Source organism: Actinomadura spongiicola, assembly GCF_003432485.1.
Classification (GTDB): domain Bacteria; phylum Actinomycetota; class Actinomycetes; order Streptosporangiales; family Streptosporangiaceae; genus Spirillospora; species Spirillospora spongiicola.
In genome coordinates this window covers 116103-129530 of sequence record NZ_QVNQ01000013.1, presented here as the reverse complement: position 1 = coordinate 129530, position 13428 = coordinate 116103, and the positions used below count along the sequence as shown (strand labels likewise).

Here is a 13428-nt window from a genome sequence, read left to right as displayed (position 1 = left end):
GAAGGCAAAATCAGGACCGCTCGAGAAAGGTGTCGAGCACCCGCACCCCGAAACGCAGACCGTCCACCGGAACGCGCTCGTCGACGCCATGGAACATTCCGGAAAAGTCCAAATCCGGTGGCAATCTCAGCGGCGCGAAACCGAAGCACCGCATCCCCAGCCGCGCGAAGGCCTTGGCGTCCGTCCCGCCGCTCAGGCAGTACGGCACCGGCAACGCCCCCGCATCCTCCGAGGTCAGCGCCGCCTCCATCGCCGCGACGAGCGCCCCCTCGTAATCGGTCTCCAGCGCATGGTCATGATGAACGAAATCCCGCTGAACGTCCGGCCCGAGGAGTTCATCCACGACCGCGAAGAACTCGGCCTCATGTCCGGGCAAAAACCGCCCATCAACCTGTGCCGTGGCCTCCTGCGGAATGACATTCGTCTTATACCCGGCATCCAGCCGCGTCGGATTGACCGTATTCCTGAGCGTCGCCCCGATCATCCGCGCCAGCGGCCCGATCTTCTCCAGGCACTCCTCCGGCCGCTCCGGATCGAACTCCACCCCGTACGCCATGCACGCCCGCTCCAGGAACGCCCGCACCGACTTCGTCAACCGCACCGGGAACTCATGCGTCCCCAACCGCGCGACCGCCCCCGCCACCGCCGTCACCGCGTTGTCCGGATGCACCATCGACCCGTGCCCGGCCGTCCCCCGGGCCCGCAGGTTCATCCACGCCATGCCCTTCTCGGCCGTCTCGATCAGATACATCCGCCGATCCCCGGGCACCGTCAAACTGAACCCGCCGACCTCCCCCACGGCCTCCGTGCACCCCTCGAACAACTCCGGATGCTCCCGCACCAGCCACTGCGCCCCCCACTTCCCCCCGGCCTCCTCATCGGCCGTGAACGCCAACACGACGTCCCGCGGCGGCCGCCGCCCCTCCCGCAACCGCTGCCGCACCACCGCGAGGATCATCGCGTCCATGTCCTTCATGTCCACGGCCCCGCGACCCCAGACGAACCCGTCCACGAGCTCCCCACCGAACGGGTCGCGCGCCCAGTCCTCCGCCTGCGCGGGCACCACGTCCAGATGCCCGTGCAACAACAACGCGTCCCGCCCCGAATCCTCCCCTCGGATCCTCGCCACCACGTTGGCCCGCCCCGGATGCGACTCCAGGATCCGCGCCTCCACCCCGACCTCATCGAGCTTCTCCGCGACATACTCCGCCGCCACCCGCTCCCCGGGCCCCGAATGATCCCCCGGGTTGCTCGTATCGATCCGAATCAACTCCTGGCAGAGCCGAACGACCTCATCCTCAGCACTCACCTGCTGAACCACACCGACCCCCTCGAGTCCTCGCGTACCGTCCCATGGTGCCCCGCCGCTCGACTTCGCCGCACCCCGCCACCTTTGGTATGGTGAACCCCGCCGCAACCCCACTGCGGCCTGCAACCGGTCCGGGTGGCGGAATAGGCAGACGCGCTAGCTTGAGGTGCTAGTGCCCTTCACGGGGCATGGGGGTTCAAGTCCCCCCTCGGACACCAACCATTTCCCCATACGGTGCGGGATCGAGATGCGCCTCGGCCCGCACTTTTTGCTGTTCAGGGTGGTAGGTGAGCTGTAGTCCGAGCTTGCCGTACAGGTCGGCTTTGTGTGCGGGATCGGCGGTGGCCAGCGCCTGGGTGTAGTCGGCCATTTCCTCGATGAGGGCGGCGATGTCGGCCTCGGTGAGGTGTTCCTGGCTCTGGGCCGGGCGCAATTGCGCTTGGGCGGCAGTGCGCTGCTGCTGGACCTGGGTGATCCACCCGGCGATCATCGCCGGGTCGGTCCCCTCGTCCAAGGCGTCCAGCGCGGCACGGTAGCGGGCGAGTTTGCGGTCGCACTCGTCGATGGTCTGCCGCGCCAGGGCCGTGCCGGGGTCTTCGCTGGCGCCGCCGCCTTGCGCGGCTGCGATCGCCGCGATGGTGTCGGCACGGCGGTGGGGAGCGAAGTAGCGGCCCAGCCACCGGTCCAGACGGGGCAGCAGGACGCTTTCGCGCAGATAGACGTTGCGTGGATGCGTGATCTTGTTGGCCAGGGCGTATTCCTCGGGAAAACGGCAGCGGTAGTAGGGCGCGCCGTTGTTCCAGGAGCCTTCCATTTTGCGGTGGCAGATGCCGCAATGCAGGATGCCCCGCAGCATGTACAGATGACGGGCACGGTGTGGCTTGTGCCGGGCCGGTCCGTGACCTCGGGCCGCTAGCAACTTCTGGGCGGCCTTGAAGGTCTCCTCGTCGATGATCGGTGGATTGACGATGTCGTTGGACCACACCCACTGGTCCGGGGTGTTCCAGACCAGCTTGGTCTCGTGGCCAAGGGTGACGTCGTGGACGTCGATGAGGACTTCGCGTTTGCGCTGCTTGTTCCAGACCTGACGGCCGGTGTAGCGAGGGTTGTTCACGATGACGCGGACAGCGCTCTTGGACCAGGCCAGGCCGCAGCGGTGCCGGTTACGCGCCCGGTCGTAGGCCGACGGCGACAGGATTCCGTCGGCGGTGAGTCCTTCGGCGATGGCGAAGAAGCCCTTGCCCGCCAGGAACTCGGCGAAGATCCGCTGGACCACCTCGGCGGTGTACGGGTCGATCTCCAGCACGTGCAGCCGCTTGCCGTCGGCGGCCTTGCTCGGATTGGGGTGCGGTCCGGCGTCGGCCAGCCGGTATCCGTAGGGTGGGCGCCCGCCGATGTGCCGGTTGGAGGTCTGTGCCAGCGCCGCCATGGTCGCCCGCACCCGGGTCTTGATCCGGGACCGTTCGCCTTTGCTGATGGATCCGAACGTCGACATGATCATGTCGTGGGCTTCGTTGGCGGGGTCGATGGGCCCGTTCACTTCCGGTACCCACAGCGGCACGTTGTAGTGCTCGAACAACGGGAAGGTGTTGCCGAACTGGTTGCCGTAGAAGGCCCGCTGTGGCTCACCGACCACGACGGCGTCGAAGGCCCGGTGAGGGTTGGCCAGCTCGGCCAGGAGCAGGCTGGCCTGGGGGCGGCGGGCCGGTGGGATGGACCGGGACTTGTCGATATCGAAGTACTCGGCGACGATCACGCCGCCGCGAGGGGTGACGAGTTGCTCGGCACGGGAGTACTGCCAAGCGCGGGAGGCTTCGGGGTCTTGACGGTCTTCGGTGGAGCACCGTCCCCAGAACGCTAGTTTGATCATGATTTCCCTCGGATGAACGAGATGCTTCTCAGTTCGTGCGCCGCTGCCGGATGTTGAGGAGGAGCCGGAGCAGTGCGCGTGCCGCCTCGGGCGTCAGAGGGGGTGGCTCGGCGGGCAGCTCTACGGACACGACGTCATCGGCCACATCGCAAGTCAGATCGGCGCGTGGCCCATCTGGCTCTGCTTCGGCAGCGTATTGGCTGTTCAGCGCCGTGCACCTTACCGAATGGTGAGTGTTCTGTTGCCTCTGCCCCATCATGCATCACCGTCCCCAGGGCGGTTGTCTCCCCGGAGTCGCTGCTCAGCGATGCGGCATAGATCTGGGTTCTGTTCCACGCCGATGAAGGAGCGGCCGAGGTGCCGGGCGGCGAGACCGGTGGTGGCGTCCGCGGTGAACATGTCCAGCACGGTGCCGCCGGGCCGGCATCCGGTGGCAATACAGGCGAGCGGCACCTCGATCGGCAAGATGTGCCGCTGCGGGCGAGGCGGCAACGACCAGACGTCGCCGACGGGCGCGAGCGGCAACGGTTCACGATCGTGCCGTTTCCGCGGGTCGGCTGCCGCGCGGCATCGGGTGCGGCAATAGCCGATCCCCTTGCCGCTGCCGCGCTGGTGGACGTGCCGCCTGATGCGCTGCCAGCCGCACCGGGGCGCCTGACTCTGCCGCTCCTGTTCGGCGCTTGGGTTGTGGTCGAGGCCGAGCTCAGTGATCAAGCGGTCCAGGGGGCGGCCGATGGCGTCACGGTCGAAGGTGTACTGATCTGTTTTGACCAGCAGGAGGATCAGCTCGTAGGAGAGCGCGAGCCGGTCCGCGGCTGAAGTCTTGGCCATGGTGGGCTGGTTCCAGACGATCACGTTGCAGACGATCCAGCCGTCGTCCTGAAGCGCGAAGGCCAGCTGCCAGGGCAGGCCGATCAGAGAGGTGGCGGGCAGGCCGGTCATCGCGTGGTCGCGGATCCGGCGACGGTGGCGGCCTGCGGGCGGGCCGTCCCATCCGGTCTGGCCGGCATAACGATCACTGGTGATCAGCCAGGCGGTCCCCTGCTCGCCCAGTACGCGATGGGCTTGGGCGAAGAGGCGGCGAAGGGCGGCGAGGTAGAGAGCCGGTGTGGGCTCGCGGCCGTAGCGGGTCGGCGCATCTGCGGCCGTATCGCGTGGCTGCGGTCTCCATGGTGGTGGGCTGGTGACGATGCAGTCGGCGGATCCGGCGGGCATCTCGGCCAGCACCTGGCGGGGGTCTCCGGCGTAGAGGGCGTGGGTCGTGTCGTGCCAGTAGGGGTCGCGCACCTGTTCGTTCCCTCCTGTGCGTGCAGACCGGTTTCCGGTACGGACGCGATTGTCGGCACGAGCCTCATAGGAACCTCTTAGAAGCGGCCTCCACCTCGGGCGTTGCCGTGCCGTTGCGCGCTGACCGAGGTTGCCGTTGCCGCTGCGCCGTTCCGTTCGGCGCCGGTTTGCCGGTCGCATTGCCGTGCTCGCGGACGGCTGATCTGCCGTTGCCGCTGCGGCACGCCGACGATCGGCGTCTGCGCCATGCCGGGTGCGAGGGAAGCGGGCCCCCTGGCCGAAGTCCGGCAGGCCCGGTCCAAGTCTGGTTGTGCCACGGGCTGTTATGCGGCGGCGTATGGCCGTTGGGGTCGCGGCGCTGAGATTTCGCATAGATCCCTCTGACCGAGACGGCGGGCCGCGCCTGCTGAGAGGTTTCTATGCGGGGGTGTGGCGTCCTGAGGGCGCCGGGGCCCCGCAGGCGGCCGATCCGCCCGCCCCGTGCGGGCCGGGTCCCCGTCCCTTCGAGGCCGCGTGACCGTGGCCGGAAGGAGATGACGGTTCCGCTGGCCCGGCCCGCATCCTCCCCCGGTCGCTGCGGGGCCCCGGTCACGTCCATCAAGGAGGTGGCCGATGCGCTCCAAATTGTCCCGGTGGGCGCCGCCGACCGCCGCTGTGCTGGTCGGGGTCCTGCTGGTGGTGCTTGCGGCACCAGACGCGTTCGCCGATGCGCTGGCGGCGCCGCCGCAGGATCTGAACACGGTGATCAACCGGATTACCAGGTGGCTGGTGGGGTTGCTGGTGTCGCTGGCGACCTTGTTCTTGACGGTCGGTTTCATCCGATACCTGCTGGCCGGCGGCGATCCGGGTGAGGTGGGCAAGGCCAAGAACACGTTGAAGTACGCCGCGATCGGCTACGGCGGCGCGGTGATGACACCGGTCCTGGTGACCATCCTCAAAGGCTTCGTGGGCGGCTGATCGGCGATGTCCACTGCTCTGCGCACCTGGCTCGCCGTCATTTGTTGCTGCGCTGCCGCGTCGGTCGCGGTGGCATTGGCCGCCGTCCCCGCGCAGGCCACCGTGACGACCGTGCCGCGGGGCGCAGTGGCTGCCGAGCCGCCGCCGACGCCGAGTTCTTCGCCCCCGGCACCGTCGGGGACACCGACCAGCCCAAGTCCATCGGCGCCCGGCGCTCCCAGCCCGAGTACCTCCGCACCGGCCAACCCGAGTTTTTCACCGGGGACGCCGACCAGTCCGGAAGAGGATTCGGGTGGGTGCGGGTGGTTCGACGTCGCGTGCAAGGCCAAGCAGGCGATCAACAACTGGTTCAAGGACCTGGTGTCCTCCGCGATCAATCCGGTGTTCGGGCTTCTGGGCGAATCCCTGCTGGTCACTCCACGGCTGGATCAGACCAGCCGGGTGCAGGGCTTGTGGACCGGGTCGCTGGTAGTGGCCAACTCCTGTTACGTGCTGCTGGTGCTGGCCGGTGGGCTGACCTTGATGGGCCGCCAAACCCTGCAGAGCTCCTACGCGGTCAAGGACATCGTGCCCCGTCTGGTGGTCGGCATGGTGGCCTCCAACACCAGCCTGATCCTGATCGGGCAGTCGATCGAGTTCGCCAACGTGTTGTCGGCGGCGCTGCTGGGTCAGGGGGTGGATCCGCAGCAAACGGCCGATCAGCTCCAGAAGATCATCATCCACTCGCTCAACCCCGGAGACGTCGGGATGTTCATCGTGCTGGTGACCATCTGGGCGGTGTCGCTGGGCGTGATCCTGCTGCTGATCTACATCACGCGGGTCATGCTCACCATCTTGCTGATCGCCGCCGCCCCGCTCGCACTCGCGTGTCACGCGCTGCCCCAGACCGAGGGTCTGGCCAAGCTGTGGTGGCGCTGCTTCTTCGGCGTGCTGGCCATCCAGGTCGCCCAAGCTTTGGTGTTCATCGCCGCGATGCGGGTCGTGCTCACCACCGACATGGTCACCATCTTGGGCTTTCGCACCCCCGGTGACCAGGTGGACCTATGGACGACGATCTGCCTGCTGTACGTGCTGGTGCGCATCCCCTCCTGGATCTCCCGCCTGATCTGGCAGGGCGGCGTGATCAGCCGCAGCCCGATCACCCGGACGGCCAAAATGATCGCTTCGTTCTTCCTGTTCCGCGGGCTGCTCGGACGGCTCGCCGGGGCCCGTGGCAGCGCGGGCAGAACACCTCCTCCGCCCCCGCCTGCGGGGCGCTCCACGGGCCCGTCAGTTCCGCCCCTTCCCCCGGGGCCGAAAACGCCGCCTCCTGCGGGGCCAGGCGAGATGGCGCAGCCACGGTGGGGACCGGCGCACGGGCGGTGGATGCCGCCCGATCCGGCCTGGCACGAGCGCGTGCATCACGGACGTCCGGCACCCGACAGCGTGGGTGAGCAGCAGCGCTGGGGCCGCCCGGAGACCGCCTGGACACCTCCGCACGCCGGGGACTGGCGCGCACCGCCACCCCAGCCAACGCGCCCGCCCCCTCCGGCTCCATATCAGCCCGACCCGCACCGCCCGTGGAAACGGCCCAGCTGACGGAGGTGACCAATCATGCCGCCCGACGAGCACAGCGTCCGAATCCCCGCCGATGTGGAAACCCCCGACAAGATCCTGGCCGGCCTCACCGCCCGCCAGGTAGCCATCCTGGCCGCGACCGGTGCGGTGCTGTGGCTGGCCTTCACCGCCACCCGCGGCCTAGTGCCGTTGCCGGTGTTCGCCGCGGCGGCGTTCCCGTCCGGGGCAGCGGCCGCCGTACTGGCGCTGGGCCGCCGCGACGGGGTGGGGCTGGATCGGCTGCTGCTGGCAGCGATCCGGCACGCCCGCTCCCCGCGCCGCCTAGTCCTTGCCCCCGAAGGGGTCGTCGCACCACCCACCTGGGCACAGCAGAAGCAGCAGCCACTGCCCGCGCCGCTGCGGCTACCCGCAGCCGCGATCTCCGCTGACGGTGTGATCGACCTGGACGCCGATGGCGCGGCGGTGGTGTGCCAGGCCAGCACGGTGAGTTTCGCATTGCGCACGCCGCAGGAGCAGGCCGCACTGGTGGGGGTATTCGGCCGCTGGCTGAACTCGCTGTCGGGCCCGGCGCAAATTGTGGTCCGCGCGCAGGACGTCGACCTGGCCCCGCTGATCTCCGGGTTGCGCGACCACGCACCCACGCTGGCCCACCCGGAGCTGGAACAAGCGGCGATCGAGCACGCCGATTTCCTGGCCGACCTGGCACGGCGCCGGGACCTGCTGCGCCGCCAAGTGCTGCTCGTGCTGCGCGAATCGCACCATGGCCGTGCCGGTGACGGGGCCGCACAACGGGTGCTGCGCCGCGCCGACGAAGCCATGCGTGCTCTGGCCGCCGCAGGCATCACCGTCCGCGTGTTGCCCGGCGGTCCCGCCACCGCGGTGCTGGCCGCCTGTTGCAACCCCTGGCACACCACCCCGGCCGGGGCAACGGATCAGCGGGCGGCACCCGCCGAAACGATCACATCCGCTGGAGGATGGGGATGACTCTGCTGAAAACCGCACGCTCGCGGTTGCGCTTCGGCACCGGTACACGCCCGCAAACAGGCCCGGCAACGGTGGGGCCGGACGCAATCGAAGTCGGTACGCGCACCCTGAACCTGTCCGACGGCGTCTGCGCGTCGTTCGCGATCACCGGGTACCCCGCAGAGGTCGGCCCCGGATGGTTGGAGCCGCTCCTGACCTACCCCGGTCGGGTCGAGGTCGCGATACACATCGAGCCGACCCCGCCGACAGAGGCGGCCGATCGGCTACGCCGCCAGCTCGCCCGGCTGGAATCCTCGGCCCGCTCTGACGCCGAACACGGCCGCCTAGAGGACTTCCAAGCCACCGCAGCCGCAGAGGACGCCCGCGGCTTGGCCGCCGCGCTCGCCCGCGGGCAGACCAAGCTGTTTCGAGTCGGCCTGTACTTCACCGTGCACGCCCCCGGCCAGGAGGCGCTGGAGGCCGAGTGCTCGCAGGTGCGGGCGCTGGCGTCCTCACTGCTGCTAGACGCCGCCCCGGCCACCTTCCGCCCGCTACAAGGACTGACCACCACCCTGCCGATCGGCGTCGACGGTCTGCGCATGCGCCGCACCTTCGACACCCAAGCGCTCGCGGCCAGTTTCCCGTTCAGCTCGCCCGATTTGGACGCGCCGATCACCGACACGACCGTGCTGTACGGGATCAACACCGCCTCCTCCAGCCTGGTGCTGTGGGACCGGTGGGGCCTGGACAACCACAACTCGGTCGTGCTGGCCCGCTCCGGCGCCGGCAAGTCCTACCTGACCAAGCTGGAGATACTGCGATCGCTGTACGCCGGAGTCGAGGTCGCCGTCATCGACCCCGAGGACGAGTACGCCCGGCTGTGCGGCGCGGTCGGCGGCTCCCACATCTCGCTCGGCTCTCCCGGCGTCCGCCTCAATCCCTTCGACCTTCCCGCCTTCAACGCCGGGACGGACGCGTTCACCCGCCGCGCGCTGTTCCTGCACACCCTGATCGGCGTGCTGCTGGACGAGCCGCTGGACCCGGCCGGCAAGGCGGCGTTGGACCGGGCGATCGTGGAAGTGTACGCCCGAGCGGGCATCACCAGCGACCCGCGCACCTGGACCCGGCCCGCCCCGCTACTGGCCGACCTGGCCACTGCGCTGCGCGACGACACCGAGGATCCGAGAGCTGGTGAGGTCGCCGCCCGGCTCGCTCCGTTCGTGACTGGTACGCACCGGGACTTGTTCGACGGCACCACGACCACCCGGCCGGACGGGCACCTGCTGGTCTTCTCGCTACGGGATCTGCCCGACGAGCTGCGCGCCGCAGGCACCCTGCTCGCGCTGGACGCGGTCTGGCGGCGGGTGTCCAACCCGCGCGACCGCAAGCGCCGCCTGGTGGTGGTAGATGAGGCATGGCTGCTAATGCGCGAGCCCGACGGCGCCAAGTTCCTGTTCCGCCTGGCCAAGTCTGCGCGCAAGTACTGGTGCGCCCTGGCGGTCGTCACCCAGGACGCCGCCGACCTGCTCGGCACCGGGCTCGGTCAAGCCGTGGTGGCCAACGCCACCACGCAGATCCTGCTCCGCCAAGCCCCGCAGGCCATCGATGCTGTGGGGGACGCCTTCAATCTGTCCGAGGGCGAACGCCAGTTCCTTCTGGCCTGCTCTCGCGGCGAGGGCCTTTTGGCGGCCGGCTCCCATCGGGTCTCGTTCCAGGCTATCGCCTCCCCCGCCGAGCACAGCGTTATCACCAGTGACCCCGCGGAGCTGGCCGCACTCGACGCCGGCTCTCGTGCGGACCTGGCCATCGACACCGACGACGAACTGGACATCGAGCCATGAGCTCTACGCCATTGAGCCTGGTCCGGCTCCGGCCGTCCCAGAACGCATGCCAGAGCCGGTCGCCGCGTCCCTCGCCGACCGAGCCACCCGGAGCGCCGTTCCTGCGCGACCCGGACGCGTTCATCCACAGTCTTATCCACAGGGCAGAAAACTTTGTCGGCAGCTACGGGTGGCTGTGCGGCGCTCTGCTGGTCTGCGCGGTGACGGCGTTCCTGACGGTGCGGCACTGGCGGTGGCGGCGCCGGCACGACCGGCTCGCCGAGGGAGCGCGGCAGATCACCGTGCTGCCGCCGCCCGAGGTGGACCCGGATGCCGCACACGAGCTGTGGGCCAACCTCCTTGGCCTGCTGCGCCCGGCCTACAAGCGGCTGCTGACCGGGCAGCCGCACCTGGCCTGGGAGTACGCGTGGGACACCGCCGCCGTCCAGATCCGGTTGTGGGTGCCGGGCACGGTGCCGCTGGGATTCATCGAGCGGGCGATCGAGGCGGCCTGGCCCGCAGCCCGCACTGAGACCGCTCCGGCCTCGGCATCCCCCCTCCCAACGGGTGCTGTCGCGGTGGGCGGCCGGTTGCGGATGGCCCGTCCCGACTGGCTGCCGCTGCGCGCCGACCATCGCGCCGACCCGCTCCGCGCCTTGGTCGGCGCCGCCTCCGGGCTGTCCCCAGGTCAGCGCGCGATCGTGCAGATCTGTGCCCGGCCCGCCACCGGCCGGCGGCTGGCCAAGGCCCACCGTGCCGCGGCCGCACTGCGCGGCAGCACCGCGTCGCAGCAGCCCTGGGGATGGTTGTTCGACCTGATCACCCCGTCCGCGGCAGCACGGCGTCCCACAACCAGCGCTTACATGGCCCACCCCGAGCGCGCCACCGAGGTGCGCGCCATCTTGGACAAGGCTCGGGAACCGCAATGGGAGATGACGATCAGTTACGCGCTGGCCATCAGCCCGGACACCGTGCCCGTGACCACTCTCGACACCGCCGCGAAGTCGTCCTCGACCACATCAAGTTCGGACGGCACGGTGACACCCCGGCAGGGGGACCGCGCGGTGCGGCGTGAACTGCGGCGCGGGCTGCGCGGGCGCGCGCACGCGATCGCCTCCGCCTACGCGCTCTACGCGGGGCACAACTACCTGCGCCGCCATCGGCTCTGGCATCCCGAGACGATGTTGGCGCGTCGGTGGATGCGACGCGGCGACCTGTGCTCGGTCACCGAGCTAGCGGCGCTGGCGCATCTGCCCTGGGACTCGGCCGTTCCCGGCCTGTCGAGGGCGGGCTCCAAAGCCGTCCCGCCACCTCCGGGCATTGCCACGCCAGGCCCGGACGCCAAGCAACTGGGTGTGAGCGACGCGGGGATCGTGCGGCCGGTCGCGCTGGGCGTCGCCGAGGCACGCCACCACATGCATGTGCTCGGCGCCACCGGATCCGGCAAGTCGACCCTGATGACGCACATGATCCTGGCCGACGCCCAAGCCGGGCGCGGCGCGGTCGTCATCGACCCCAAAGGGGACCTGATCGTCGACCTACTCGCCCGGCTGCCCGAGCACGCCGCCGACAAAGTTGTCCTGTTCGACCCCGACCAACGTCGCCGCCCGGCGCTGAACGTCCTGCAAGGACCCGACGCGCATCTGGCCAGCGACAACCTGGTCGGCATCTTCCACCGGATCTACAAGGACTTCTGGGGACCGCGTACCGACGACATCCTGCGCTCGGCCTGCCTGACGCTCTGGCACGCCCCCGACGCCACCCTGGCCGACATCCCCCGGCTGCTGGCCGACCCGGCCTACCGGGCCCCTTACACCGCCCGGGTCCGAGACCCGATCCTGGCCGACTTCTGGGCCTGGTACGACAATCTGTCCCCCGGAGCACGCGCGCACGCCACCGGCCCCGTGCTGAACAAGCTGCGCGCATTCCTGCTGCGCGACTTCATCCGCTCCACCCTCGGATCGGGGACCTCCACCTTCGACCCCACCACGGTGCTGGACGGTGGACTGCTGCTGATCCGCGCCCCCAAAGGCATCCTCGGCGCCGACGCCTGCGCGGTGTTCGGCTCGCTGATGCTGGCCAAGATCTGGGAAACGGTGTCCAACCGGACCCGCCACGGCCAAAGCGCCCGCGCCGACAGCGCGCTTTACGTGGACGAATGCCACAACTTCCTCACCCTCCCGCACGGCCTGGCCGACCTGCTCGCCGAGGCCCGCGCCTACCGGCTGTCGGTCGTGCTCGCCCACCAAGACCTGGCGCAACTGTCGCGGGAGCTGCGCGAGGCGATCTCGGCCAACGCCCGCAACAAAGTCTTCTTCGCCGTCTCCCCCGAAGACGCCCGAACGCTCGAACGCCACATGGCCCCCAACCTCTCCCAACACGACCTCGCCCACCTGGACGCCTTCCAAGCCGGCACCCGGCTGATCGTCGACGCGGCCGAGACTTCCGCCTTCACCCTGCGCACCCGGCCGCTCCCACCCGCCGTCCCCGGGCGCGCCAAGCTGATCCGCCGCGTTTCGGCCGAAACCTACGGCGCCCGTCCTCAGCAGCGTCCACATCGGGCACGCGCCGACGACCCACGCGCCGATCCCCGCGCTGAACCGCCTCCCGCCCCCGACGCCACGTCCATCTGACCCGCCCGCCCGCTGCGGCTACCGCATCCCCGACGAGGAGGGGAAGACGATGACCACCCGCTACGTTCCACCGGTTCCCCCGTCTGCTCCCGACGCCGCCAAAGCGACCAGTGGACTCAAGCAGCTGGTACCGATGTTGCTGGCCTCCCGACTGACCCAACGCGACCTCCATGTCCTGCGCGCCCTGTGGGACCATCACGTCCTCACCACCGGGCAGATCGCCCAGCTCGCCTACCCCAACGCCGACCGCGCCCGCCGCGGCATGCTCCGCCTGACCAACCTCGGAGCAGTAGAGCGGTTCCGGCCCCTGCTCCCCCCAGGCAAAGGGACCGCGCCCCTGCACTACACCATCGGCCAAGCCGGCGCCCACGTGATCGCCGCCGACCAAGGCATCCCCTTCGCCGACCTGGGCTACCGCCGCGACCGGATCCTGGCCTGGGCATTGTCGCCCCAGCTCGCGCACCTGATCGGCGTCAACGGGATCTTCACCGCCCTGGCCGCCGCCGCCCGCCATCACCCCGCGGCCGACCTGGTCCACTGGTGGCCCGAACGCCGCTGCAGCAAAACCTGGGCGCCCTACATCCGCCCCGACGGCTACGGACGCTGGTGCGAACACGGCGTATGTGTCGATTTCTTCGTCGAGTACGACACCGGGACCCAGCGCCCTCTGAAGAAGGTCGTCGACAAGCTGCGCGGCTACGCCAACCTCGCCACCGCCGACGGCTTCACCACTCCCGTGCTGATCTGGACCAGCAGTCGGCGACGCGAAACCAACCTTCACGCCGCCATCGGCACGCCCCCCGTCCCGGTGTTCACCACCACACCCGACGCGATCAGAGACGAGCAGCTGGGACCAGCCGGACCGATCTGGCTCCACGCCACCTCTCGCGGCGGACCCCCACGGCTGCGGCTCAGCACCCTGGCCCGCTACGCCCGCCCGTTTCCGCCCCATGGAGACACCAATGAGATCTGAGCGCCCCCTCTCCGCTCACCGCCTGGCGGTCGCCGCCTGCCTAACCGCGTCGACGCTCA

General features: G+C 69.6%; 9 protein-coding genes and 1 tRNA gene. 7 read left to right on the top strand and 3 right to left on the bottom strand.

Annotated features, from left to right (window positions below; translation table 11 throughout):
- Positions 1-10 precede the first annotated feature (10 nt).
- Entirely contained in the window at positions 11-1309 is a 1299-nt protein-coding gene (locus D0T12_RS31740) for a M20/M25/M40 family metallo-hydrolase (RefSeq protein WP_117404470.1), read from the bottom strand.
- Between the two features lie 129 nt (positions 1310-1438).
- Here D0T12_RS31740 and D0T12_RS31735 point away from each other — a divergent pair.
- Positions 1439-1527: transfer RNA gene (locus D0T12_RS31735), tRNA-Leu, on the top strand.
- Here D0T12_RS31735 and D0T12_RS31730 read toward each other — a convergent pair.
- Both D0T12_RS31730 and D0T12_RS31725 read right to left on the bottom strand, forming a co-directional pair.
- On the bottom strand, positions 1506-3179 hold the full coding sequence (locus D0T12_RS31730; protein WP_117404368.1) for a recombinase family protein: 1674 nt from the start codon (positions 3177-3179) through the stop codon (positions 1506-1508). The two genes, D0T12_RS31735 and D0T12_RS31730, sit on opposite strands and share 22 nt — an antisense overlap.
- Before the next feature lie 255 nt (positions 3180-3434).
- Positions 3435-4466, bottom strand: a complete 1032-nt coding sequence (locus tag D0T12_RS31725) for a DNA-methyltransferase (protein ID WP_158581705.1) — start codon at positions 4464-4466, stop codon at positions 3435-3437.
- 612 nt (positions 4467-5078) lie between these two features.
- On the opposite strand from D0T12_RS31725, the gene D0T12_RS31720 reads away from it, so the two are divergent.
- The 6 genes from D0T12_RS31720 to D0T12_RS31695 all read left to right on the top strand — a co-directional run bounded on the left by D0T12_RS31720 (position 5079) and on the right by D0T12_RS31695 (position 13369).
- Positions 5079-5423, top strand: a complete 345-nt coding sequence (locus tag D0T12_RS31720; protein ID WP_199487818.1) for a pilin — start codon at positions 5079-5081, stop codon at positions 5421-5423.
- Positions 5424-5429: 6 nt separating this feature from the next.
- On the top strand, positions 5430-7001 hold the full coding sequence (locus tag D0T12_RS31715) for a hypothetical protein (RefSeq protein ID WP_147339718.1): 1572 nt from the start codon (positions 5430-5432) through the stop codon (positions 6999-7001).
- A gap of 15 nt (positions 7002-7016) precedes the next feature.
- Positions 7017-7964: a PrgI family protein gene (locus tag D0T12_RS31710; protein ID WP_117404362.1), complete on the top strand. Its 948-nt coding sequence runs from the start codon at positions 7017-7019 to the stop codon at positions 7962-7964.
- 71 nt (positions 7965-8035) lie between these two features.
- Entirely contained in the window at positions 8036-9784 is a 1749-nt protein-coding gene (locus tag D0T12_RS31705; RefSeq protein WP_158581704.1) for a VirB4 family type IV secretion system protein, read from the top strand.
- On the top strand, positions 9781-12396 hold the full coding sequence (locus D0T12_RS31700) for a type IV secretory system conjugative DNA transfer family protein (RefSeq protein WP_147339717.1): 2616 nt from the start codon (positions 9781-9783) through the stop codon (positions 12394-12396). The genes D0T12_RS31705 and D0T12_RS31700 overlap by 4 nt, the downstream gene beginning before the upstream one ends.
- Before the next feature lie 49 nt (positions 12397-12445).
- Entirely contained in the window at positions 12446-13369 is a 924-nt protein-coding gene (locus D0T12_RS31695; protein ID WP_117404356.1) for a replication-relaxation family protein, read from the top strand.
- Positions 13370-13428: the final 59 nt, after the last annotated feature.

Excerpts from the sequence above, each read along its gene's own strand:
- D0T12_RS31710 (WP_117404362.1), top strand. The coding sequence starts at position 7,017 with ATGCCGCCCGACGAGCACAGCGTCCGAATCCCCGCCGATGTGGAAACC.
- D0T12_RS31700 (WP_147339717.1), top strand. The coding sequence starts at position 9,781 with ATGAGCTCTACGCCATTGAGCCTGGTCCGGCTCCGGCCGTCCCAGAAC.
- D0T12_RS31715 (WP_147339718.1), top strand. The coding sequence starts at position 5,430 with ATGTCCACTGCTCTGCGCACCTGGCTCGCCGTCATTTGTTGCTGCGCT.
- D0T12_RS31695 (WP_117404356.1), top strand. The coding sequence starts at position 12,446 with ATGACCACCCGCTACGTTCCACCGGTTCCCCCGTCTGCTCCCGACGCC.
- D0T12_RS31720 (WP_199487818.1), top strand. The coding sequence starts at position 5,079 with ATGCGCTCCAAATTGTCCCGGTGGGCGCCGCCGACCGCCGCTGTGCTG.
- D0T12_RS31730 (WP_117404368.1), bottom strand. The coding sequence starts at position 3,179 with ATGATCAAACTAGCGTTCTGGGGACGGTGCTCCACCGAAGACCGTCAA.